The sequence below is a fragment of the Peribacillus sp. YIM B13482 genome (genome assembly GCF_042787975.1).
Taxonomy (GTDB): Bacteria; Bacillota; Bacilli; order Bacillales; family DSM-1321; genus Peribacillus; species Peribacillus simplex_A.
Genome location: NZ_JBHZPF010000025.1, coordinates 13,487 through 37,218, shown reverse-complemented (window position 1 = coordinate 37,218; position 23,732 = coordinate 13,487). Strand labels below are relative to the sequence as shown.

General features: G+C 41.6%; 18 protein-coding genes. 15 read left to right on the top strand and 3 right to left on the bottom strand.

Annotation, left to right across the window (positions count from 1 at the left end):
- Positions 1–13 precede the first annotated feature (13 nt).
- On the bottom strand, positions 14–1,249 hold the full coding sequence (pepT, locus tag ACFX4L_RS13630; protein WP_377405417.1) for a peptidase T: 1,236 nt from the start codon (positions 1,247–1,249) through the stop codon (positions 14–16).
- 195 nt (positions 1,250–1,444) lie between these two features.
- Complete coding sequence (locus tag ACFX4L_RS13625; RefSeq protein WP_377405415.1) at positions 1,445–2,908, bottom strand: alpha-amylase; 1,464 nt, start codon at positions 2,906–2,908, stop codon at positions 1,445–1,447.
- Between the two features lie 763 nt (positions 2,909–3,671).
- Between ACFX4L_RS13625 and ACFX4L_RS13620 the strand changes: the two genes are divergently transcribed.
- From ACFX4L_RS13620 to rbsB, 12 genes are all read left to right on the top strand, one after another.
- Entirely contained in the window at positions 3,672–5,024 is a 1,353-nt protein-coding gene (locus tag ACFX4L_RS13620) for an aspartate aminotransferase family protein (protein WP_284469120.1), read from the top strand.
- 7 nt (positions 5,025–5,031) lie between these two features.
- Complete coding sequence (locus ACFX4L_RS13615; protein ID WP_377405413.1) at positions 5,032–6,552, top strand: pyridoxal phosphate-dependent decarboxylase family protein; 1,521 nt, start codon at positions 5,032–5,034, stop codon at positions 6,550–6,552.
- A 2-nt stretch (positions 6,553–6,554) separates the two neighbouring features.
- Entirely contained in the window at positions 6,555–8,357 is a 1,803-nt protein-coding gene (locus tag ACFX4L_RS13610) for an IucA/IucC family protein (RefSeq protein WP_377405411.1), read from the top strand.
- Positions 8,347–8,931, top strand: a complete 585-nt coding sequence (locus ACFX4L_RS13605) for a GNAT family N-acetyltransferase (protein WP_284469123.1) — start codon at positions 8,347–8,349, stop codon at positions 8,929–8,931. Before ACFX4L_RS13610 ends, ACFX4L_RS13605 begins: the two co-directional genes overlap by 11 nt.
- On the top strand, positions 8,906–10,234 hold the full coding sequence (locus ACFX4L_RS13600; RefSeq protein ID WP_284469124.1) for a lysine N(6)-hydroxylase/L-ornithine N(5)-oxygenase family protein: 1,329 nt from the start codon (positions 8,906–8,908) through the stop codon (positions 10,232–10,234). Before ACFX4L_RS13605 ends, ACFX4L_RS13600 begins: the two co-directional genes overlap by 26 nt.
- Before the next feature lie 22 nt (positions 10,235–10,256).
- The gene (locus tag ACFX4L_RS13595; RefSeq protein WP_377405409.1) at positions 10,257–12,068 is read left to right on the top strand and encodes an IucA/IucC family protein; all 1,812 of its coding nucleotides are present in this window, start codon (positions 10,257–10,259) and stop codon (positions 12,066–12,068) included.
- Between the two features lie 381 nt (positions 12,069–12,449).
- Entirely contained in the window at positions 12,450–13,436 is a 987-nt protein-coding gene (locus ACFX4L_RS13590; protein WP_089363720.1) for a LacI family DNA-binding transcriptional regulator, read from the top strand.
- Entirely contained in the window at positions 13,433–14,317 is an 885-nt protein-coding gene (gene rbsK, locus ACFX4L_RS13585; RefSeq protein ID WP_377382787.1) for a ribokinase, read from the top strand. The genes ACFX4L_RS13590 and rbsK overlap by 4 nt, the downstream gene beginning before the upstream one ends.
- Positions 14,314–14,706: a D-ribose pyranase gene (rbsD, locus tag ACFX4L_RS13580; RefSeq protein WP_377405407.1), complete on the top strand. Its 393-nt coding sequence runs from the start codon at positions 14,314–14,316 to the stop codon at positions 14,704–14,706. The genes rbsK and rbsD overlap by 4 nt, the downstream gene beginning before the upstream one ends.
- An 18-nt stretch (positions 14,707–14,724) precedes the next feature.
- On the top strand, positions 14,725–16,206 hold the full coding sequence (locus ACFX4L_RS13575) for a sugar ABC transporter ATP-binding protein (protein ID WP_377382784.1): 1,482 nt from the start codon (positions 14,725–14,727) through the stop codon (positions 16,204–16,206).
- A 1-nt stretch (position 16,207) separates the two neighbouring features.
- Positions 16,208–17,152, top strand: coding sequence for an ABC transporter permease (locus ACFX4L_RS13570; protein ID WP_377382782.1), 945 nt, complete (start codon positions 16,208–16,210; stop codon positions 17,150–17,152).
- A gap of 15 nt (positions 17,153–17,167) precedes the next feature.
- On the top strand, positions 17,168–18,088 hold the full coding sequence (gene rbsB, locus ACFX4L_RS13565) for a ribose ABC transporter substrate-binding protein RbsB (RefSeq protein WP_377405405.1): 921 nt from the start codon (positions 17,168–17,170) through the stop codon (positions 18,086–18,088).
- 284 nt (positions 18,089–18,372) lie between these two features.
- Here rbsB and gdhA read toward each other — a convergent pair whose 3' ends face one another.
- Positions 18,373–19,755, bottom strand: a complete 1,383-nt coding sequence (gene gdhA / locus ACFX4L_RS13560; RefSeq protein WP_284469129.1) for an NADP-specific glutamate dehydrogenase — start codon at positions 19,753–19,755, stop codon at positions 18,373–18,375.
- 155 nt (positions 19,756–19,910) lie between these two features.
- Here gdhA and gltC point away from each other — a divergent pair, with 155 nt between their 5' ends.
- From gltC to ACFX4L_RS13545, 3 genes are all read left to right on the top strand, one after another.
- On the top strand, positions 19,911–20,813 hold the full coding sequence (gltC, locus tag ACFX4L_RS13555; protein WP_061465884.1) for a glutamate biosynthesis transcriptional regulator GltC: 903 nt from the start codon (positions 19,911–19,913) through the stop codon (positions 20,811–20,813).
- Between the two features lie 605 nt (positions 20,814–21,418).
- Positions 21,419–22,411, top strand: a complete 993-nt coding sequence (locus tag ACFX4L_RS13550; RefSeq protein WP_089363738.1) for a PTS sugar transporter subunit IIC — start codon at positions 21,419–21,421, stop codon at positions 22,409–22,411.
- Between the two features lie 110 nt (positions 22,412–22,521).
- Complete coding sequence (locus tag ACFX4L_RS13545) at positions 22,522–23,721, top strand: class I SAM-dependent rRNA methyltransferase (protein WP_089363727.1); 1,200 nt, start codon at positions 22,522–22,524, stop codon at positions 23,719–23,721.
- Positions 23,722–23,732 lie beyond the last annotated feature (11 nt).

Below are 23,732 nucleotides of genomic sequence, written 5' to 3'. Positions count from 1 at the left end.
ATTTCGTATCTAGCTACTTCGCTTTTTCTTCAAGGAGCGAGGCAATGCCAACAATCACCTTTGTGGCCAGTACCATATTGTCGACGGAAATAAATTCATACTTGCCATGAAAGTTCTCGCCGCCCGTAAAGATGTTAGGTGTCGGCAATCCCATATACGATAATTGAGATCCATCAGTACCACCGCGTATAGGTGAGATTATCGGTTTTATACCGAGTTTCTCCATTGCTTCATGGGCAATATCCACGATTTCCTTCACGGGTTCAATTTTTTCCTTCATGTTGAAGTATTGGTCGTGTAATTCAAGCTGGATACGCTTTTGCCCATATTTTTCTTTTAAATCTTCGATGACTTTTGTCATATATTCCTTACGATCATTAAATTTTTGGCGGTTGAAATCCCTGATGATGTAAGAAAGCTTGGTCTCTTCCACATCACCGTGAAATGAAATCAGATGATAAAATCCTTCGTAACCCTCCGTATATTCCGGTGCTTCTGCCACTGGGAGCTTATTATGGAATTCCATGGCGATTTTAGCCGAGTTCACCATTTTTCCTTTAGCGGTACCAGGGTGAATATTCGTCCCTTTGATCAGGATTTTGGCCGATGCTGCATTGAAGCTCTCGTATTCAAGTTCCCCAAGCGGTCCACCGTCCACGGTATAGGCAAATTGGGCATTAAACGCATTTACATCAAACTTATGGGGTCCCCTGCCGATTTCCTCATCGGGAGTAAAGGCAACACGGATTTTTCCATGCTTGATTTCCGGATGCTGGATCAAATAATCCATGGCAGTCATGATTTCGGCAATGCCAGCCTTATTATCCGCTCCTAACAGGGTTGTACCATCCGTCGTTATCAAGGTATGCCCTTCATAATTCTTAAGCGAAGGGAAATCATCAGGTGAGAGGATGACATCCAATTTTTCATGTAAAGTAACATCTTTACCATCATAGTTGTCAACGATCTGTGGTTTGACATCTTTCCCAGTGAAATCCGTAGCTGTATCGATATGAGCCAAAAATCCAACTGTTGGGACATTCTTATCTGAATTGGCTGGCAAGGTAGCCATGACATAACCATTCTGATCCATTGTGACTTCCTTCATCCCAATTGATTGAAGTTCCTGGACCAATGTATTTGCCAAGGTTAACTGTCCGGGTGTAGAGGGGCATGAGGGATTTGCATCATTCGATTGGGTATCCACTTTAACATAAGAAGTGAATCTTTCAATGATTTCATTTTTCACGTTCCTTCAACTCCTTTTCCCTTATCTTACCATGATTGCTTCGAATGGAAAAATTATCTTTCCGTGGGTAACGATCCAATTGCATTGTGAAGGAATGATACTCCTGGGTTTTCAAGGGCGATGTCATCAGTAAAGAACAGCACATCTCCAAACGACATGCTGTTCCTTGCTATCTCATTTTAGAGTGGTGTCGTTTTAAGGTACATCATTTAATGCCCATACGGATACGCTTTTCCCATGAACGGGAAAGGTCGCGAAACCATCTGCTTCAATGATAATGTGGTCATCTCTATGATAGGTTAAATCACTCCAGGTTTCACCAGCTCGATGTTCACCGACGAACATCCTTTTTTCACTGTTGTGATCTCCATTTGAGATAATGACGGCACACCCCGAGCCTTCTAGCTCTTTAACCCCGAGCCGGACCCAGCCTATCGTATTTTGATCGTCAAAATAGTCCGTCTGTTCTCCGTAAGCTTTTTCATACCTAGCATATAAGAGACGATCTAGAATATCCTTTTTTCCAGGTACCGGAGAAGGCCCGCCGATTCCATAATAGTCCCCGTAAAAGACACAGGGATAACCGCAAAGCCTAAGCAAGATAAGTGCATATGCCGATGGTTTAAACCAGTCCTTTACCCAAGACTCCAGTGATTCATGAGGTTGGGAGTCGTGGTTGTCGACAAAAGTGACGGCCTGTGCCGGATTGGTTTGGACGAGGGTATCATCAAAGATGGTTGAGAGGTCGAAGTCAGTTCCTGCTTTTGAAGCCTCGTGAAATTTATAATGCAGGGAAACATCGAACAAGTTGAGGTCATGATTGGTTTGATCTAAGTAAGTTTGACAAGGTTTAACATCCGCCTTCCAAAATTCGCCGACCATGAAGAAATGTTCCTTTGTATAAGGAATGAGTTCCTTTAGAAATTCGTTGATGAATTCATAATCAATATGTTTAACGGCGTCCAAACGAAAACCATCACACTTTAACGTATCAACCATCCATTTTCCCCAGCTGATCATTTCCTGACGAACTTCTGGCAGACTGTAATCGATGTTGGCAAACATTAAATAATCATAGTTGCCGAATTCATCGATGACATGCTTATTCCAATGCTTATTTTCCCCTGTAATCCGATAAACACCCATCTTGTCGTTTTTGGCATCATAGTCCGTACCATTAAAATGAGTATGGTTCCACTTAAAATCAGAGTATTGATTTTTACGGCCTGGAAAATCGAATGTTGTCCAGCCTTCAATTTCAAATGGTTCTGAGATATCTTCCATGCGGTTGTCCGGATTGACTTCAATGACTTCAAATTTTTCGGTTCCATCAGCTCCTGCTTTGTGGTTCATGACTAAATCGATATAAACGCAAAGTCCGTAGTTATGACAGGTGGCTATCGCTTGAAGCAATTCATCTTTTGTCCCGTATTTGGTACGAACGGTTCCTTTTTGGTCAAATTCCCCCAAATCGTATCCGTCATATATTCCATATCCATTATCCCCAATGGATTGCCCTTTGGTAACTGGCGGAAGCCAAACGCAATCAATTCCTGTATCCTTCAACTTGGAGGCTGCATACCTCAATCTGTCCCAATGAGAACCATCCGCCTCAAGATGCCACTCGAAAAATTGCATCATCGTATGATTTCTTTTCATCCGTTCCCCCCCTGACACCGACACGTTTTGACAAAATTGAAGCTGAACGATCGGATAAAGTAATAGTGAAAATCTTTACCCTCTAATTTCAAATGATAAACAAGTAAACAATCCCTCTGAATAGAGGTTCATTCACCTCTCTATTTTACTATTTTATACCAAGTAAGGGTATTTTATATTGATTAGCAGCTAAAAATTAATAAAAGGTGGCGGAATAATCCGGTTAAAGTATAAGGAAGGCGGAAAACGATATAGTTTAAGGTTTTGGTCTAAAGTCATCGGCGAAAGTAATGGAAGGCTTTACACCAATTCAATAAAAAAGAATCCCTATTATTCTAAACTGGTAATAGTTTGTTTAAACAATATCATTTTAAAAGAACTTAGCACTTTCGCATATTCCATTATAGGGCCCTTTATGGAATAACATGACTAACGTTAATAAATAACAATAATGTAAGGTGCTTTTTAAGTTGTGGTTACTGTCAAAAAGCCATTCCCGCCACCCTTCAAACCATTCTTTGGTGACTCCTCATTTTCATAATTTTCATCTTCGCTTAGCTTAGAAACACAACTATATAAAACCTTTCTGTTTAATGTATAAATAGGGATCAAGTCCCAATTTTAACCTTTTCATAATTTTACTGGAAATTACTAGAAGAAAGATGAGCGGATTTACTTATTGAGAATAATTATCATTGTCAGTAGAATGAATTTCATGATAATGATAATTATTCTCAATTAATTTAATACATGGAGGCTCACTATGGTAACGAACATGCTTACAAAAAATGATCAATTACTGGAACAACAGAACACAAGGGAATCAAATGCCCGATCTTATCCTAGAAGATTACCCATGGCCATCGATCAAGCGGAGGGAATTTATTTAACAGACATGGACGGAAAAAGATATATTGATTTTCTTGCCGGCGCTGGAACATTAGCACTCGGACACAATCATCCGGCTGTGCTTGAAGCAATGGAAAAAGTTCTTAAGAATAAACGGCCTTTACATACATTGGACTTTACGACACCAATCAAGGAGCAGTTCGTTGATGAAATTTTTGAAAGCCTGCCTGAAGAATTCAGAAAAAATGCAAAAATTCAATTCTGTGGTCCTACTGGCGGAGATGCCATTGAGGCAGCACTTAAATTAGTTAAAACAGCCACAGGCAACAGAAGCATTTTATCCTTCCAAGGGGCTTACCACGGGGCAACCCATGCAACCATGTCAATCAGCGGTAATACAAAACCAAAGGAAAAAATACAAGGGTTAATGCCGGATGTACATTTCCTGCCGTATCCCTATCAATATCGCTGTCCCTTTGGAATTGGCGGAGAAGAGAGCCATAAAATCAGTAGTCAGTATATCGAAAATCTACTAAACGATCCTGAGTCCGGTTTATTGGCACCTGCAGGAATGATTTTAGAGGCAGTACAAGGAGAGGGTGGTTCCATTCCCGCTCCAATTCCATGGCTTAAGGAAATCAGAAGAATAACAAAAGAGAAGGGCATTCCGTTAATTATCGACGAGGTTCAATCCGGTATCGGCCGGACAGGGAAAATGTTTGCCTTTGAACATGCAGGAATCGTTCCGGATGTTCTGGTCTTATCAAAAGCAATAGGGGGGAGTCTTCCATTATCGGTTGTGATTTATAACAAAGAGTTGGACATATGGTCTCCAGGCGCACATATCGGTACGTTCCGTGGAAATCAATTGGCGATGGCAGCGGGAACAGCAACTTTAAAGTATATGAAAGAGACGAATCTTGTGGATCATGCCGCTAAAATGGGAGAAACCTTAAGTAATATTCTTAAAGATTTGCAAAAGGATTTTCAGCAAATCGGGGATGTTAGAGGCCGTGGATTAATGGTCGGTGTGGAAATGGTCAACCATGAAGAACCGCAAAACGCGAACGGAAGCTATCCAGCTGATTCCGAACTTGCCAGTGCCATTCAGCAGGAATGTTTTCAAAGAGGGTTGATTTTGGAAGTTGGCGGCAGACATGGAAGTGTAGTGAGGTTTTTGCCTCCATTGATCGTAACGGAATCCCAGCTTTATGAAGCCACTGCAATTTTTGAACAGGCTGTTCGTGCAGCTGTTGCTAGAGGGTGAATGATCAATGATCGAAATGATAACTAAAACTAAAACTAAAACTGATTTTGCCTATTCTCCATTATTTTTGAACAACGAAGAAGGTTTCAATAACTATAGCCAGTCATTAAAAATCATAGAAAAAAAGCTGACGAATTTTTTAAAGGGGAACAATCTGGCTTACTCTGGGAAAAAACCGAATGAAATAGAAGCAAGGTTAAACGAGGTGACCCTCGCTTCCTTAAAAGGGGAGACAATGGAAGCAGTAGCTGCTGAGCTTGCAGAGTTTGTTATTAATGACAGCATCAATGTACACAGCCCTACTTGTATCGGACATTTGCATTGCCCGACACTAATACCTGCAGTGGCTGCCGAAATGATTATCGGTACGTTGAATCAATCCATGGATTCATGGGACCAAAGCTCGACGGCAACCTTCGTTGAAGAGCATTTAATAGATTGGCTATGCAGTCAGGTAGGGTTGCCTGAACAAGCGGATGGGATTTTCACAAGCGGTGGAACCCAATCTAATTATATGGGACTGCTATTGGCGAGGGACGCTTATTGTAAGCGTTACTGGGATGTGGATGTTCAACAGCATGGCTTGCCGGTCGAGGCGAAAAAATTGCGGATTTTATGCTCCGAGGCTGCCCACTTTACAGTTCGTAAATCAGCGGCACAGCTGGGGCTTGGAGAACAGGCAGTGATCACGGTTAAAACGGATTCAAATCATCGTATGTCTATGGGTGAATTAAACAACGAGTTACTGCTTTTAGAGGAACAGGGTTTACTTCCATTTGCTATCGTTGCTACTTGCGGAACGACGGATTTCGGTTCAATCGATCCATTTCATGAAGTATCCCTAGCAGCAAGGAAGAATGGGATATGGCTGCATGTGGACGCCGCATATGGCGGCGCGATGATTTTAAGTAAGGATTACAAAGAGTTAATCAGCGGAATTGAACTGGCAGACTCGATTACGGTTGATTTTCACAAATTATTCTACCAACCCATCAGTTGTGGTGCCTTTCTTGTCTCGGATACCAACTCATTTCAATTTATCCAGCATCACGCCGATTACTTGAATCCACAGGAAGATGAAGCGGAGGGCATGGTTCACTTGGTCAATAAATCGGTGCAAACGACGAGAAGGTTCGATGCACTGAAACTTTGGATGTCATTGAAGGTTGTCGGACTGGATACCTTTGCCGAAATGATTGACTATACTTGTCATCTTGCACGTGAAGTGGCTGTGAAGATCGATCAAGCGGAAGGATTCAGTGTATTAAATAAAGGCCCTGAATTGAATGCGGTTGTATTCCGTTATAATCCCGAGGGAGAAAGTGATCAGTTAGTAAATCAATTAAATAAACAGATTCAGCAAGAATTACTGAAAAGCGGACGGGCATTTTTAGCAAAAACGCGTTTTGACGGACAGGTGTATTTAAAAATGACACTATTGAATCCAATGACAAGGCTTGAACACATAGAGGGAATTTTAGACGAAATCCGAGTATTAGGTGAAATGTTCAAGATGATGGAGGAATGAAGATGAATGGTAAGCAGATAGCTGAAAGGGCGACGATGCAAAGCTTTCTGAATTGTTATTTCCGGGAAACTGGAAATTGCAGTTTGGAGGAAACGAAGAACTGGCCTGATTTGGAGGGTTCTATTCCGGATTCATTATTAGTCAGTAATCTCTTATCCCAAGATATTGCATTGCTAGTTCCATTGAAATATTGGTCGGAAACGGGGCGTCATATTTTTACCTTCCCGATTTACTACCAAAATGCATCCAAACAAGTACGTGAATTAGATTATGTGACGATGGTCTCGATTGTTTCTAAAGAATTATTGAATGAGCAGGGCAGGACGGATAGTGAAGATGAATTGATGCTGCGTATCATCCTGAGCAGCCAAAATATTCAACGGTATGTGGAAGCAAGGACAGAAGACATTGATGCGCTTCAAAGTCCTGATTTTACCTTTATCGAAGCGGAGCAGTCGCTATTATTTGGGCACCTGTTCCATCCTACACCGAAAAGTAAGCAGGGCATTTCAGAAAAAGATGAATGGATCTATTCACCCGAATTAAAAGGTGAGTTTCAGCTGCACTACTTCCTGGCAGAGCCTTCGATCGTCATCCAAGATTCTAGTGAAGTCCGATCGGCAAGTGAAATCATTAAACAGGAACTAGCCGGTGACTTGGAGATTTCGAGTGAATTCCGTGACACGTATTGCCAAAAGGAAAGCCGGTATAGCATTATCCCAGCACATCCGCTCCAGGCAAAAGTGCTTATCGAAAAAGAAGAAGTTAAAAGGCTTATCGAGCAAGGAACACTAATTTACGTTGGACCGCTTGGGAAAAAATTCACGGCTACCTCTTCTTTTAGAACGGTATATAGTGCCACATCGAGATATATGTACAAATTTTCCGTTCCGGTCAAAATCACGAATTCGTTACGTGCAAATCTGCAAAAAGAACTTGATCGTGGTGTGGAAATCGCTAAATTAATAGATTCAAAAGTGGGAGACGTGCTAAAAGAACAGCATCCCTCCTTCCGTATTATTAAGGACCCTGCTTATCTAACGATCAAAACAACAGAACAAGAATCAGGATTCGATGTTGATATCCGGGAAAACCCTTTTTATGAAAACAATGAACAAGCAAGTCTGATTGCAGGCTTGTGCCAAGATAATGCCTATGGTGCACCATCAAGGCTTGGAGCGATCATCCGCAAATTATCAGCTGATGAAAACCGCAGTACCGAAGAGGTAAGTAAGGATTGGTTCAAAACTTATCTTTCAATGACATTAAAACCGATGCTTTGGCTATTTGAAGTGTATGGAATCGTTTTAGAAGCCCATCAACAAAATTCCATCATTCAACTTCAAGATGGGTATCCATCCACTTTTTATTATCGCGATAATCAAGGGTATTACTATTGTGAGTCCAAAGTGGACAGGCTGTTGAAGATCCTGCCTGAACTAAGTGAAAAAAGCTTCACGATTTGTTCTGATGAAGTCGCTGAAGAAAGACTGCAATACTATTTCTTTTTTAATCACTTATTAGGCTTGATCAATAATTTTGGTACGGAAGGGTTAGTATCAGAGAAAACCCTGTTACAGCTTGTTCAGGAACAACTGGAAACAAGCAGCAGGGAAAGCGGAGATGAGGGGTTGAATCGAGTTATTGCAAGGTTGCTTCATGCCCGGGAATTATCTTGTAAGGCTAATTTACTGACGCGGTTTCATGATATGGATGAACTTGTTGGTTCACTTGAGACGCAATCCGTTTATACGACCATTGAAAATCCTTTCGCGCAGGGGGGTTTAGCCGTCCATGAAAAATAGTTATGAAGAAATGCTGAAGGACTGTAATCAACAGCTTTCATTCGTCAAAGTTGAATTTGAGAGGGATTTAGATACACTGCATAAATGGATGCATGAAGATCATGTGATACCATACTGGAATTTGAATTTCACAAAAGAAAAATTTGCTGTTCATTTGCAAAAGGCATTGGCTGATGCACACCAAACACTCTATTTAGGCTGCCTGGACTCAATCCCAATGAGCTATTGGGAATCGTATTGGGTAAAAGGCGATATCATCGAAGATTATTATCAGTCCGAAGAGGGAGATCAAGGCATTCATTTACTCATTGGTGATCCAGATTATCTTGGAAAAGGACTGGCTTTGCCGTTCTTACGTGCAATGGTGAAATACCAACTACTTACTGCTAGAACAAAAAAGGTGATGGCAGAACCGGATATCCGGAACGCAAAGATGATTCATCTATTTGAAAAGTGTGGGTTTACCCCAATTAAAGAAATTGAGCTCCCTGACAAAACAGCATTACTCATGGCATGTACACGGGAGAATTTCGAGAGGAAGTGGAAGTATGGAGAAGCAACAATCTATCTATGACCTGGTAGGGATAGGGATAGGTCCCTTTAATCTTGGACTTGCAGCCCTTTTGGAGAAAAGCCCGGAGTTGAATGCAGTCTTTTTTGAGAAAAAGCAGGAATTCAATTGGCATGAAGGGATGCTGTTGGAGGGGACAACTCTGCAGGTACCGTTCTTTGCTGACCTAGTCAGCATGGCAGATGTGACAAGTCGATATAGTTATCTGAATTATTTACAGCAGCATGACCGGCTTTATCATTTCTACTTCCTTGAAAAATTCTTGATTCCACGAAAAGAATATAACGACTATTGCCGCTGGACTGCCAATCAACTTGATAGCTGCTGTTTTGGAAAAGCGGTGGAGGCGGTGGAGTATATAGGGAATCAAGATGAAACCTTCTATCAAATCAGTGTAAGGGATGAACAAACACAAAAGATCGAAGTCTATTATAGCCGCCATGTAGTCATGGGAATTGGAAGTGCCCCGACTGTGCCGGCTGCATTTAGTCCATATAAAGGAGAGAGCATCCTTCATTCGGCCGATTATTTACGGAACAAAGAAAATGTCCTGAAGAAAAAATCCATCACGGTTGTCGGATCTGGACAGAGTGCGGCCGAGGTCTTTGAAGATCTTCTGAATGAGCAGGAGAAGCATGGTTACCAGCTAAACTGGTATACAAGGTCCAAAGGGTTTTTCCCTATGGAATATTCAAAACTTGGGTTGGAGTACTTCACTCCGGATTACCTTGATTTCTTTTATCGGCTGCCACAGGAAAAGAAGGATGACATTTTACCAAAACAAGACCTCTTGTATAAAGGAATCAGCGCGACAACAATTGCGGCGATTTTTGACAAGATGTATGAAAAATCGATTGGAAATGCAGAGCTTTCCATTGAACTTAGGGCGATGACGGAAGTTGCATCCGTAGAGCCAACTGAAAATGGCTGGACATTGAAATGTTCACAATGGGTGGAAGAAAGTGAATTTGATGTGGATACAGAGGCTGTTGTTTTTGGAACGGGCTATAAATCGACCGTTCCGGCATTTCTTGACACCATGGAAGAGCTTTTAATCCGCGATGATTTAGGCCGTCTTGCAATTACGAAAGACTATCGGATTGGAACGACCATCTCTACAGCGAATCATCTTTTTATTCAAAATGGCGAGGTACATACGCATGGCGTGGGGGCACCTGATCTAGGATTAGGGGCATTCCGAAATTCCATTATTATCAATCAATTGGCAGGTAAAGAGGTTTATCCATCCGAGCCAAAGGGTGCTTTTCAGTCATTCCGTGTAAAATCACCAGTCATGGCTTACTAATAGAAGGAAAGGGGAGCAATATATGCAGTTCATGAATGAAGTGGAACAGGCGGTTTCTGAAAAAAATTGGTCGATAGTAAACCAAAACCTGCTGGCAAAGATGATTTCTGAGTATATGTATGAAGATATGATCCATCCAGCTGTATTGAAAGAATATGAAGCAGGAAACCTATATGAGTTAGAGATTAATGAGGGGAAATCTTATCAATTTTTGGCTTCGCCCCGTCTTTTTGACAGCTATGAAGTACAGGCTGAGTCGATCCAGGTCTGCGAAATGGAAGGTTTTACACAGGCCAATGATGCTATTCAATTCATTTTAGACATTCAGCCGTTAATTGGGATGACTGCAGAAACAACAGGACATTTAATCAAAGAATTCCATCATACGCTGCTTGCGGACCTTCAATTGCTATCCAAACCTGAACAAGGCGCGGATGATTTAGTCGAGCTGGACTATGCGTTACTTGAAGGAGAAATGAGCGGTCACCCTTGGATTGCTTATAACAAGGGAAGAATCGGTTTCGGTTTTGATGATTACTTGAAGTTTGCTCCAGAAAACCAGAAGGAAGTTCAGTTATCATGGATTGCGGTCCATAAAACGAGGGGTGAGTTCAATTCCATCGAAACGTTGTCCTATAAGCAATTGATGGAGAATGAACTAGATGAGGAAACCCAAAAATCATTTGTAAAAAGATTGACAGAGAAAGGGCTGAAGGCAGAAAACTATTACTACCTCCCAGTCCATGAATGGCAGTGGAAGAATGTAATCATCCAGAATTTTACCGATGACTTGGCTAAAGGGCTGATTGTAGCTTTAGGAAATGGTCCTGATGAGTATCTGCCGCAACAATCCATCCGGACATTTGTTAATGTATCGAATAAGAATAAACACCACGTCAAGCTGCCAATGAGCATTTTAAATACGCTAGTCTACCGTGGATTACCAGCGGAACGCACAGTCATTGCGCCAAAAATCACAGAGTATATAAAGAACATTTATGAAAATGATTCATTCTTGAAAGAACAATGCAAAGTGGTGCTTCCTGGTGAAGTGGCCAGTTTAAATGTTGATCACCCGTATTATTCCAAGCTAGAGAATGTACCCTATCAATATTTAGAGATGCTGGGCGGTATTTGGAGAGAAAGTATTTACAGTTATATGGAAGAAGGCGAAAAGCCCATTACGCTTGCGTCCCTTTTACATGTGGACAGCAAAGGGAAACCATATGTGGAAAGCCTTATTGAAAAATCGGGATTGTCTGCAGAAGCCTGGACAGCTCAATTATTTGACGTCATTCTATCACCATTATTACATTTTATCTATCAATATGGATTGGTATTCTCGCCGCATGGCCAAAACACCATTTTAGTCTTGAAGGATTACAAGCCTCACCGTTTGGCCATCAAGGATTTTGTAGATGATGTAAACGTCAGTGATCAGCCGCTTCCTGAATTAAGAAGCCTTCCTGATGATTTAAGGAAAGTACTAAGAAGTGAGACTCCCGAGGGGCTGGTTCAATTCATTTTCACGGGACTATTCATCTGTCATTTCCGATACTTGTCAACACTTCTGATGAAGAGGTCCCTTTTGGATGAGAATGCCTTTTGGGAAGGTGTCGCTCAAACAATCCATACACATCAGAAAAAATTCCCTATGCTACAGGATCGTTTCGATACATTCAATTTCTTTGCGCCAAAATTGACAAAACTATGCCTGAATAGAAATCGGATGCTTCAATATGGTTATAGCGATGGTGAAGACCGTCCGCATGCATCTGAATTTGGGCGTGTGAATAATGCACTTTTTGAAAAGTTACCTGCAAAAACGCTTTAAAGTTAAGCTTGCTCAGACTTTTGAGCCAGTTTCAGACAGTAGACAAACCCGATGAAAATCGAGTTTGTCTACTGTTTTTTATAGTTTTTACAATTTGACCGTTGATTTCCGCTCCAGGTACTCGCTTTCCGCGAGCGGTCAGCCCTCGGCTTACGCCTGCGGGGTCTCCCTAGACGCGCTTTTCCCGCAGGAGTCTCGTATACCCGTTCCAATCAATTTTGTTAAAAAATTTATAGAGCGATAATAGCTAACAAAAAGATTGTGTTATCCTCTTTGGTTCAAACTCCCTAAAAATTATCTTTGGAATAGGACTTGCCGTTCATATAAATTGGTGATAAGCTATTGTGTAAACGGTTACATAAGAGTATTGAGGTGGATATATTGGCAACTATTCGGGATGTTGCAAAGGAAGCTGGGGTTTCTGTTGCTACGGTTTCTAGAGTGATGAATGGCAGTGGTTATGCACATGAGGACACAAAAAAGGTGGTCATGGCAGCTGTTGAAAAGTTAAACTATAAACCGAATGAAGTGGCAAGATCCCTCTACAAACGTAAATCCAAATTGATTGGTTTAATCTTGCCGGACATTACGAATCCCTTCTTTCCAGAAATGGCAAGAGGTGTCGAGGATTATCTGCAGCAATTTGGATATCGATTAATCTTTGGAAATAGCGATGAAAAGAGAGATAAAGAAATAGAATATATTGACACTTTTCTACAGAATAATGTAGTGGGCATGATTGCTTCCACTAGTGAAGAAGCAAATGAAAACTTCGATAACCTGGATATTCCAGTAGTCCTTCTCGACCGTACAGCAGAGAAATTACCAGCCGTTTATTCCGATCAAAAGACAGGCGGTAAGCTGGCAGCACGCGTATTGCTGGATAGAGGCAGTACGAATATTGTCCTCATTAGGGGGCCAGTCGAAATAAAGCCTGTATATGAACGATATAAGGCTGCATTGGAGGAATTGGAACAAGCGGAAGTGAACGTGCAAGTCATGGATTCAACTCTGACCCTTCAGGGCGGCCAAATTTGTGTGGGACAGCTGTTCGAGCAATATCCGGAAACGGATGGAATCATAGCTTGTAATGATATCGTTGCAGCTGCCGCACTTCAGGAGATTTTAAAACGGGGAATACGGATTCCGGAAGACATACAATTGATCGGCTATGATGATATCGCTTTTACATCGTTATTGCACCCACCATTATCGACAATAAGGCAGCCAGCCTATGAGATGGGGGCACAAGCGGCGGAAATGCTCATTAAAAGGATCAATCAGGAAAAATTGGAAGTAACGCACAAAAAGCTCCCTGTTTCTTTTGTGGAGAGACAAACAACGAGAAGGAAGGCGGAGAAGACATGATTAGAATTACAGTAGTGGGAAGTTCCTCAATGGACTTAGTGGTGACATCAGCAAAGCGGCCAATGGCCGGGGAAACGGTTTTAGGAGAGTCTTTTATAACGGTTCCTGGAGGGAAAGGAGCCAATCAGGCTGTGGCAGCGGCCCGTCTTGGTGCACAAGTATCGATGGTTGGATGTGTAGGTGATGATGTCTATGGAGAGATCATATTAGAAAACCTGAAAAAAAATCATGTAAACACAGAGTATGTGGAACCGGTTACAGGTTCTGCTTCAGGGACAGCACATATTACCCTTTCGGAAGGTGATAACAGCATTATTGTCGTAAAAGGTGCGAATGATTTCATTACTCCTGAATATGTAGAAAAGGCGAAAAAGGTGATAGAGGAATCGGATATCGTGTTGGTTCAGCAGGAAATACCCGAGGAAACTGTGGAGTATCTGGCTGACTTGTGCAACATGCTTCAAAAGAGATTACTATTGAACCCAGCTCCCGCCCGCAAGTTAAGCGAGGCTGTCATTCAACAGGCATCATTCCTTACTCCGAATGAACATGAATTCGAGATACTATTCGATGGGAGAGATAGAACGGAAGTCTTGACTGAGTATCCAAATAAATTATTCATTACCGAAGGGAAAAATGGCGTCCGTTACTTTGATGGACATGAAGAAAAGGTTGTTCCAAGCTTTGAAGTGGAAGCGGTGGATACAACAGGTGCAGGGGATACATTCAATGCAGCCTTTGCGGTGGCTGTTGCAGAAGGAAAAAGTTTTGACGAAAGTTTGTTGTTCGCGAACCGGGCAGCTTCCATTTCCGTGACGAAATTAGGTGCTCAAGGCGGCATGCCGCAAAGGGTAGAGGTCGAGCGGGGCTTTGAAGCATGAAACGTCAAGGAATCATCAATAGTTCAATAGCAAAGGTCCTGGTTGACCTTGGTCATACCGATTATATTGTCGTAGGTGATGCCGGGCTGCCGGTGCCGCCCGGAGTTTGCAAGATAGATTTAGCATTGACGCCTGGGACGCCATCATTTCAAGATGTCGTCCGGGCGGTTCACGAAGATATGATTGTTGAAAAAGTTATCGCTGCCAAAGAAGTGAAGGTTAAAAACCCGGAACAGCATCAATACATGGAGCAGCAATTCGGAGCAGAGATTGAATATGTTTCCCATGAGGATTTTAAAAGGCTGACAAGTAACGCGAAAGCCATTATCCGGACCGGGGAGACGACGCCATATTCAAATTGCATATTGCAGTCTGGAGTATTCTTTTAAAGAAATGAGATGATGAGCATGCAAATCGAAATGCACAATATTTATAAAGCATTTGGTCAAAACAAGGTATTGGAAGGTGTTCATTTTTCTTTAGAGGCTGGGGAAGTACATGCACTAATGGGGGAAAATGGAGCAGGGAAATCAACCTTGATGAACATTTTGACCGGGCTGCATAAACAAGATCAAGGAACGATCGAGATTAACGGTAAAGAAACCTCCTTCAAGGATTCAAAGGAAGCGGAGGAGGGGGGAATGGCCTTTATCCGTCAAGAATTGAATATTTGGCCCGAAATGACCGTGCTGGAGAATCTATTTATCGGCAGGGAAATGGTGAATGCCTTCGGTGTCCTGAAGACGAAACAAATGAAAGCGCGTGCAAAGGAGATTTTTAAAACACTTAATATTTCCCTTCCTTTTGATAAGGAAGCCGGATTCTGTTCTGTCGGTGAACAGCAAATGATTGAAATTGCCAAGGCGCTCATGACGGATGCCGAAGTCATCATCATGGACGAGCCCACAGCCGCTTTAACTGATAGGGAAATAGAGAAGCTCTTTGAAGTGATGAAGGGGCTTACCAAAAAGGGTGTATCGCTTGTTTATATTTCTCACCGAATGGAAGAAATATTCGCCATTTGTGACAGGATCACCGTAATGCGTGACGGAAAGACAGTCGATACGAAAAGAATTGCAGAAACAAATTTCGATGAAGTCGTTCAGAAAATGGTCGGGCGGGAGCTGGAGGACCGTTTTCCTCATCGTGAAGCGAATGCTGGCGACATAGTCCTTGATGTGAAAGGTTTAACCAGAAAGGGGCTTTTTGAAGATATCCATTTCGCGGTTCGGCAAGGTGAGATTGTCGGTGTAGCCGGATTGATGGGAGCAGGCAGAACGGAAATAATGCGCGCACTTTTTGGTGTCGACCAAATAGACAGCGGTGAAATCACCATTGAAGGCAAGAAAGTTTCCATACGAAAACCAACGGATGCAGTTCGACACGGCCTGGCTTTCATTACGGAAAATCGTAAAGAAGAGGGATTGATCCTGGACTTTTCTGTAAGGGAAAATATCGGCTTGCCGAATCTCAAGAGTTTTGCTCCTAGCGGTATCGTGAAAACGGAAGATGAGATGAACTTTGCCGAAATGATGATTAAGCGCCTTCACGTGAAGACATCTTCTGCTGAAACGGTCATCGGCAACCTATCCGGAGGTAATCAACAGAAGGTGGTAATCGCCAAATGGATCGGCACGTCCCCTAAAGTTTTAATTATGGATGAGCCGACCCGAGGCATAGATGTTGGTGCAAAACGTGAGATTTATGAATTGATGAATGAATTGACGGAGCGAGGCATCGCCATCATCATGGTTTCGTCCGAACTTCCGGAAATTGTTGGAATGAGTGATAGAATCCTTGTGGTTCACGAAGGTAAAATTTCTGGGGAATTGATAAAGCAGGAAGCGACGCAAGAAAAAATTATGGCATTGGCGACAGGAGGGAACTAGGATGAAACTTGAGGCTACAGGGAAAAGCGGGATTTGGCAGAAATTTGGTCCGTTACTCGCCTTGATTCTATTATTTATCGTAATAACCGTTTTAAATCCATCATTCATGGAACCGAATAATATTTTGAATTTATTGCGTCAAACCTCCATCAATGCACTTATTGCGTTTGGGATGACCTTTATCATATTGACAGGTGGCATCGACTTGTCCGTCGGTTCCATTTTAGCTCTATCCAGCGCACTTATGGCTGGTATGATGGTCTCGGGATTAGATCCGATTTTAGCTATATTAGTAGGGATTCTCCTAGGTGCAATAATGGGGGTAATCAATGGGATTCTCGTTTCAAAGGGAAAAATGGCCCCTTTCATCGTGACACTGGCCACCATGACAATTTTCCGGGGATTAACGCTTGTGTATACGGATGGAAAGCCGATTACTGGAATTGGCGATTCCGTTATGTTCCAGATGCTTGGGAGAGGTTACTTCCTCGGACTGCCGGTACCGGCCGTTGTGATGATTATCGCTTTCATGATCCTATGGTTCCTGCTTCATAAAACATCATTTGGACGTAAAACATATGCCATTGGCGGAAATGAAAAGGCTTCCCGTATTTCGGGGATTAAAGTTGACCGAGTCAAGGTGGCCATTTATGGGCTGGCCGGTACGATGGCGGCAATCGCTGGTGCCATTTTAACATCCCGTCTGAATTCGGCACAGCCGACTGCAGGCCAATCCTATGAAATGGATGCCATTGCAGCCGTGGTGCTAGGCGGAACGAGCCTTTCAGGCGGTAAAGGGCGGTTGTTCGGTACCTTGGTGGGTGTCCTGATCATCGGTACCTTGAATAACGGCATGAATTTACTTGGTGTATCCTCCTTCTACCAGCAAGTGGTAAAAGGTGCAGTTATATTAATCGCGGTCTTACTTGACCGTAAAAAATCATAAGAAGAGGTGTAATCAATGAAAAAAATAGTATCGATCATCATGGTTCTTTCTTTAATGGTCTTGGCTGCCTGTTCAATGGACTCTGGTTTAACAGATGATAAAAAAGAAAAGAAAGACTCCATGAAAGATGTGAAAGTCGGGGTCAGCATTTCTACTTTAAACAACCCATTCTTCGTTTCCTTAAAAGATGGCATTGAAAAAGAGGCAAAAGAAAAGGGCATGAAAGTCACAGTTGTTGACGCCCAGGATGATACGGCAAAACAAATCAGCGGAATTGAAGATTTAATCCTTCAAAAGGTTGATGTCCTTCTTGTGAATCCAACTGACTCTGCGGCAATATCTTCAGCCGTTAAAGATGCTAATGATGCAGGCATTCCCGTTATCACGATTGACCGCTCTTCAGACGAAGGCGATATTGAAACGTTCATCGCTTCCGATAATGTGGCTGGCGGGGAAATGGCTGCAGAATATCTAGTTAAAGAGCTTGGCGATAAAGCGAAAGTAGTGGAGCTTGAAGGAGTATCCGGAGCATCCGCAACTCGTGAACGCGGGAAAGGTTTCCACAATATTGCGGACAAGCAGTTAGATGTCCTGACAAGCCAAACGGCGGAATTCGACCGGACAAAGGGGCTTAACGTCATGGAAAATATTCTGCAAGGCAATAAAGACATCCAAGCGGTATTCGCCCATAATGATGAAATGGCACTAGGAGCAATTGAAGCAATCAAGGCAGCAGGAAAAGACATCATTGTGGTTGGTTTTGACGGAAATGATGATGCATTGAAAGCAGTTGAAAACGGTGAACTAAAAGCTACAATCGCCCAACAACCGGCACTTATCGGTGAAGAAGCGGTTAATGCGGCTGAAAAAATCTTAAAAGGTGAAAAGGTAGACGAAAAAATATCTGTTCCATTGAAATTAGTTACTAAAGAATAATAGTTTTGCAATCAGTGAGAGTGTCGGAATTTTTCCGACACTCCTCTTTTTGTAGATCAATGGTTCATTTATTGGCATTAATTTAGTTTATGCCAATGTGGTGGGCTAACAATGTAAAAATCATATTAACCAGTTGAATAAGCAGAATATCAATCTAGCCCATGAAATCATGCTACATAATTTAACATTCACTCCTATAAGGATACCTGTAAAAAGCTGTAATCACTCTTTTACCAAAAATAAGACGGCCCATGTTGGGACCGCCTCCTATTTTTAACTTATTATTAGAGTATGCCTTGAGTCAGCATAGCATCTGCTACTTTAAGGAATCCCGCAATATTGGCTCCGACAACTAAGTTGCCAGGTTCACCATATGCTTCTGCTGCTTCTACACTGTTTTTATAAATATTTTTCATGATACCGTGTAGTTTCGTATCGACTTCTTCAAATGTCCAAGGCATTCTAGCACTGTTTTGGGCCATTTCAAGTGCAGAAACGGCAACACCACCTGCGTTGGCGGCTTTGGCTGGTCCGAATAGGATACCATTATTAAGGAATACGTCAATAGCCTCAAGAGTTGATGGCATGTTAGCACCTTCGCCGATTGCTTTCACGTTGTTTTTAACAAGCACTTTTGCTGCTTCTTCATCAATTTCATTTTGTGTTGCACAAGGAAGGGCGATATCGCATGGTACAGACCAAATTCCATAGCTTCCTTCATTGTACTCAGCTTCGGGGTGAGCATCGACATACTCGCTCAAACGCTTTCTTTCTATTTCTTTTAAACGTTTAACTGTATCTAGGTTCAGACCATTTTTGTCATATATATAGCCATTAGAGTCGCTACATGCAACAACTTTAGCACCCAGCTGTGTAGCTTTTTCAATGGCATAAATGGATACATTGCCTGATCCGGAAATAACAACTGTGCTGCCATTAAATTGTAAACCTTTGTCTTTTAGCATTTCTTCGACAAAGTAAACTGTTCCGTATCCAGTCGCTTCTGTACGGGCTAAGCTTCCGCCGTAACTTATGCCTTTACCAGTTAAAATACCTGCATGGTAGCTGCCTTGAATCTTTTTATACTGACCGAATAGATAACCGATTTCTCTAGCCCCTACTCCGATATCCCCTGCCGGTACGTCTGTATCCGGACCGATATAGCGAGCCAGTTCTGACATGAAGCTTTGGCAAAAACGCATGATTTCAGCGTCTGATTTTCCTTTTGGATCGAAGTCAGATCCGCCTTTTCCACCGCCAATTGGCTGTCCTGTAAGAGAATTTTTAAAGATTTGCTCGAAACCGAGGAACTTGATAATACTGGAGTTTACTGTCGGGTGAAAACGTAGACCGCCTTTAAATGGCCCAATGGCACTGTTGAATTGCACGCGGAAACCACGGTTGACTTGTACATTTCCTAAGTCATCAACCCAAGAGACACGAAAGGTAATCATTCTTTCTGGCTCAACGAGTCTTTCTAAAATCCCACTTTTCATATAAATAGGGTGTTTTGAAAATACTGGTACTAATGAAAGGAATATTTCTTTTACGGCTTGATGGAATTCATTCTCGTGAGGATTACGCTCCTTTACCTGTGCGTATACTTGACTTACAAACTCTTTGGCGACCTGTATTTCCTCTTGCTCAACTTCATGTGATGTTGTCATTACCTTTTCTCCCCTTTTTTGGTAACATGAGAATATATTTGAATATATATATACGTTTTTATGTGATACTTTAATGATATAATTCAAATTTGAAAGAAACAATCTGAATATTAGATAAATAACATGCCGTTTTGATATGAAAGAAGGAGCTTACATTGGAATTAAGACAAATCGAATATTTCATTGAAGTCGCAAAGCGTGAACATATGACGGAAGCAGCAGTGGCTTTGCATGTTGCCCAGTCTGCAGTAAGTCGTCAAATTTATAATTTAGAAGAGGAATTAGGTGTGCCTTTATTTATCCGCGAAGGCCGGAAGATTAAGCTGACACCTATAGGACATACATTTTTAGCGAATATGGAACAAGCTATGGATATAATTGATCGTTCAAAGCGTGAGCTTGCTGAGAGCTTAAATCCGGAAAAAGGGACAATTCGTATTGGCTTTCCAAGTAGTTTAGCTTCTTATATATTGCCAAAGGTTATTTCTGATTTCAGAGAGATTTACCCGCAAGCGAAGTTCACTTTGAAACAAGGCTCATATCGTTACCTGATCGATTCTGTTATAAAAGGAAATATTAACATGGCCTTAATTGGACCTCTACCGGCGAACGAAAAGAAAATTCACGGAGAAACTCTATTTATTGAGAACTTAGTTGCTCTTTTGTCAGAAAGTCATCCTTTGGCCTTGAAGAAGTCATTAAACTTAAATGAACTTCAAGGAAATCCGTTCATCGTATATCCTAAGGGGTATGTTTTACGTGATATTGTTATGAAGGCATGTAAACTGCACGGTTTCGAGCCAGAAGTTGCATTTGAAGGAAAAGATACTGATGCTATTAAAGGTCTAGTGGCAGCAGGACTTGGCGTAACCTTAATACCAGAAATCTCTCTGATTGACAGTTTGCCTCGTTTTACAGTTAGACTGCCGTTGGATGAACCATCCGTAACTAGGGCTGTAGGTGTTATTATTCCAACTGAAAGGGAGTTAATGCCAACGGAGAAACTATTTTATCGATTCCTGAGAGACACTTTTGCAACTTTGGAAGGTTTTCAATAGAAGAGAAGCTAAAAGCTAGGTGTGAGGGGATTCTTTATGAAAGACCACATTTATACCATAGTATAGAGGCGAATCCAATTTAAATGGATTCTCTTTTTTGTAAAAAGAGGAATAATTTGTATTTGTAAATGCTAAAAACCTATATTGGAATAATGTATAAGCTATTCCGGCTTAAAACCAGATATTTTAGAGTGTTTTAGTAATAAAAGGATTAATTTATATTAAAATAATACAATATTGGACCTGACTGTATATAAATGTGATACATACCCCTTTTTGTAAGCGTGTTTATTTTATTAGAATAAAAATACTTCTTACATTATCAGAAAATTCATGTTATTATACGAACAGACATTATAGGGAGCAGCGAAATAGATGAGTATTTAATAATATGAATTACTTCATATTATTATTCTCTTATTATGTTAGTGGGATTAATTTTGTGGAATTGTTTGAGCCTTGCTTGTGAACTTAGTAACAAGACACTAAAGTAAAATCAACTGGTGTACCCTTCCAAATAATAGGGTTTTTTGTTAAGTTGAATATTCTGATAATTTATAAAGAGTGGAGATAAAGTGAGCAGGAAAGAATACATCAGCGATCGAATGTACAAGGCTTCAACAGGGATAGCCAACGCAGTTTTGGTAACATTAGGAATCGGGTTATTGTTTGAATCGATAGGGGGATATTTAGATTGGGAGGTCCTCCTGGCAATAGGGGGTGCCGCAAAGGTCTTGCTAGCCCCAGCTTTAGGAGCAGGTATCGCCTATCAGCTTGGAGGTAATTCATTAATTATCTTTAGCGCCATGGCCTCAAGTGCAGTTGGCGGTGCTGCCATCAACAGAACTGCTGAGGGTGCCTTCACGATTGTTACGGGTCAGCCACTAAGTGCCGTTCTGGCAGCCTTAATTGCAACTTATGTAGGTAAGCGCCTAATAGGCAAAACAAAGTTGGATATCATGGCCATCCCATTGGCTGCTGTTCTTGTCGGTGGGGTTTCTGGATATGGTCTAGCACTTGTTACGACACCGTTCCTGACATGGTTAAGCAGTCAAATTACAGCTCAGGTTGAAGGTTCTCCATTAATTGGTTCCATGGTCATTGCATTGGTATGGAGCATTTTATTGATGACACCGGCTTCTTCCGCTGCTCTTGCTATTGCCCTACAGTTAGATCCTGTTTCAAGCGCGGCTGCTTTAATCGGATGTACCGTTCAGTTTGTTGGATTCACTGTCATGTCTTATAAAGATAATGATATGGGTGGATTCCTTGCACAGATGGTGGTTACGCCGAAAGTTCAATTTCCTAACTTAATCAAAAAACCATTATATGTCGTCCCGCCATTTGTAGCGGCAATCATTTGTGCTCCTATCGCTACGTTGGCATTCGATTTCCAAGTACCGTATGAGCTTGGGGGGATGGGCTTAAGTTCATTGATTGCCCCGATTGCTATCATTACGGGTCAAGGGTTGTACACGTTCCTGGTTTATGTGGCAGTGGGCATGGTCTTGCCAGCTGTGATCACCCTTGCCTTACATCGAGTATTGAAGATGATGGGTAAAGTAAAACCGGGAGATCTTCATTTAGAAGTATCATAATCAAAGATTTTGGAGAAACGGGCCTTGTGACGGAACCAGGCTCGTTTTTATTTATAAAGGGATTAGGGTAAAATGGGGAAGAAAGCAATTGCAAAGATAGGATGATATATATGGGAAAAGAAATAGATATAAAAGTGAAAGCTAAGTTCGTAAGTAAAATCGGCAAGGGCTTTCCCTTGATTGTTAAAGAGTCGATAGCCAACCATAATGACCTTCAGGAAGAGGGATCTTTAGTGCGTTTGGTGGATGAGAATAACCGTTTTCTAGCAAAAGGTTATTATGGTAAACAAAACAAAGGCTATGGCTGGGTATTGACCCGAAGAGAAAATGAAAAAATTGATCAAACCTTTTTTAATGGCAAAATCCGAGCGGCATATGAATTCCGAAAGTCTTTTTTTGAAGATACGGAGACTACAGCGTTCCGCTTGTTTAATGGGGAAGGTGATGGAATTGGCGGTTTAATCATCGATCATTATGATGGTCACTATGTCATTAGCTGGTACAGCAAAGGGATTTATTCATTTAAAGACTATATCATTAAGGCACTGCAGAATACGGTCGAGGTAAAGTCGCTTTATCAGAAGAAACGATTTGATACGAAGGGGCAATATGTAGAAGAAGACGATTTTGTCATGGGTGAACAGCCGGCATTTCCGCTTCTTGTAAAAGAGAATGGAGTTCATTTCGCTGTCTATCTGAATGATGGGGCAATGGTCGGCGTCTTCCTTGATCAACGCGATGTCAGAAGGAAAATCCGGGATGAATACGCAAAAGGGAAAACGGTGTTGAATATGTTCTCCTACACTGGGGCATTTTCCGTGTTTGCCGCTTTAGGCGGTGCCGTTAAAACAACTAGTGTCGACCTGGCGAATCGCAGTTTACCAAAGACGATCGAGCAGTTCAGTGTGAATGGAATAGATCCTGAAGCTCAAAATATCGTGGTGATGGACGTATTTAAGTATTTTAAATATGCAGTGAAGAAGGCTTTGAAATTTGAAATGGTCATCCTCGATCCACCCAGCTTTGCCAAGTCAAAGAAGTTTACTTTCAGCGCCGGAAAAGACTATACGAATCTATTGAAGGATACCATTTCCATTACGGAAGACAATGGCATCATTATCGCATCAACTAATTGCAGTACGTTTGACATGAAGAAATTCAAGAGCTTCATTGATGTTGCCTTCAGGGAGATGAATGGGAAATATGAGCTCATGGAAGAATTCTCATTGCCGGCTGATTTTAAAACAAGTACGGAATATAAGGAAGGAAATTATTTAAAAGTAGTCTTCATTAAAAAAATTAAAGGATAAGGAAAGGCGTC

Bases quoted from the DNA above. Each gene is read 5' to 3' on its own strand.
- rbsB (WP_377405405.1), top strand. From the start codon at position 17,168: ATGAAAAAAATAGTATCGATCATCATGGTTCTTTCTTTAATGGTCTTG.
- ACFX4L_RS13575 (WP_377382784.1), top strand. From the start codon at position 14,725: ATGCAAATCGAAATGCACAATATTTATAAAGCATTTGGTCAAAACAAG.
- ACFX4L_RS13610 (WP_377405411.1), top strand. From the start codon at position 6,555: ATGAATGGTAAGCAGATAGCTGAAAGGGCGACGATGCAAAGCTTTCTG.
- ACFX4L_RS13570 (WP_377382782.1), top strand. From the start codon at position 16,208: ATGAAACTTGAGGCTACAGGGAAAAGCGGGATTTGGCAGAAATTTGGT.
- ACFX4L_RS13600 (WP_284469124.1), top strand. From the start codon at position 8,906: ATGGAGAAGCAACAATCTATCTATGACCTGGTAGGGATAGGGATAGGT.
- ACFX4L_RS13620 (WP_284469120.1), top strand. From the start codon at position 3,672: ATGGTAACGAACATGCTTACAAAAAATGATCAATTACTGGAACAACAG.
- ACFX4L_RS13615 (WP_377405413.1), top strand. From the start codon at position 5,032: ATGATCGAAATGATAACTAAAACTAAAACTAAAACTGATTTTGCCTAT.
- rbsK (WP_377382787.1), top strand. From the start codon at position 13,433: ATGATTAGAATTACAGTAGTGGGAAGTTCCTCAATGGACTTAGTGGTG.
- ACFX4L_RS13545 (WP_089363727.1), top strand. From the start codon at position 22,522: ATGGGAAAAGAAATAGATATAAAAGTGAAAGCTAAGTTCGTAAGTAAA.
- gdhA (WP_284469129.1), bottom strand. From the start codon at position 19,755: ATGACAACATCACATGAAGTTGAGCAAGAGGAAATACAGGTCGCCAAA.
- ACFX4L_RS13595 (WP_377405409.1), top strand. From the start codon at position 10,257: ATGCAGTTCATGAATGAAGTGGAACAGGCGGTTTCTGAAAAAAATTGG.
- ACFX4L_RS13550 (WP_089363738.1), top strand. From the start codon at position 21,419: ATGTACAAGGCTTCAACAGGGATAGCCAACGCAGTTTTGGTAACATTA.
- ACFX4L_RS13605 (WP_284469123.1), top strand. From the start codon at position 8,347: ATGAAAAATAGTTATGAAGAAATGCTGAAGGACTGTAATCAACAGCTT.
- rbsD (WP_377405407.1), top strand. From the start codon at position 14,314: ATGAAACGTCAAGGAATCATCAATAGTTCAATAGCAAAGGTCCTGGTT.
- ACFX4L_RS13625 (WP_377405415.1), bottom strand. From the start codon at position 2,908: ATGAAAAGAAATCATACGATGATGCAATTTTTCGAGTGGCATCTTGAG.